The organism is Streptococcus sp. UBA3373 (genome assembly GCF_002360305.1).
Lineage (GTDB): Bacteria > Bacillota > Bacilli > Lactobacillales > Streptococcaceae > Streptococcus > Streptococcus alactolyticus.
On the sequence record NZ_DEQF01000033.1, the window covers coordinates 1,579 to 2,421 of the forward strand.

Genomic DNA, 843 nt, shown 5'->3' on the forward strand with positions numbered 1-843 from the left:
TTGCATAGTAATCAGCACATTTTTAGGAAGAACCAAATCTCTGACATACTTGCCAGCAATTTTATCTGAAACGGTCAAAGACACCAACGTTGGCTCAATGACTTCTCTATCCTCTAAAATCGGTAATTTAGCTAACAAAGCTTCGTAGATAGGTTCCCCTTTCATGACATCCATGACGATATAAGCCACAATGCTCACCACAGCAATTGGCATGAGTTGACGAAAATCACCAACCATTTCAGTCACCAACACCATGGCTGTCAGCGGAGCTTTGGAAATGGCTCCAAAATAACCTGACATTCCCATCACAAGAAATAAAACGAGGTAATTGTCCGCATAAAGTCCCAAGCCTTGACCAACCAGACCAAAACCAAAGCCTAAAATAGCACCCAAGGTTAAGACTGGTAAGAAAATACCACCTGGCAAGCCGCTAGAATAACTAAAAGTACTCCACACAAAGCGAATGACAAAATAAAGACAGACAGCGGTCAAGGTCAAGTGACTACTTGGCAAAGACGTGATTAAACCATTTCCCCCACCCAGCAATTGTGGGTAGAAATAACCGATAGGAATAATGAGAAAGACCGCAAAAACACTGTAAAAAGCACTTGGAATTGGAATGAATTTGGCTAAATAACGGTAGAACAAATCGCCATTTAGAGTGACTTTTTCATAAACATAACCCAAAACACCTAAGATAATTCCTAGCAATAAAATCAGCCAATAATAACGCAAGGGCAAGACAGGCAAGCGGTCTGACATATAAAGCACAGGCTTCAAGCCAAAGAAATTCATGGAAATAAAGTTAGCAGCTAGGCTGGCAACCAAGGCACTAATCCAAAT

1 protein-coding gene is annotated in these 843 nt (G+C 40.9%); it reads right to left on the bottom strand.

What is annotated here, in order from left to right:
- Positions 1-843, bottom strand: an 843-nt coding sequence (locus tag B3R79_RS04650) for a chloride channel protein (RefSeq protein WP_293694026.1), incomplete at both ends; no start/stop codon positions are given.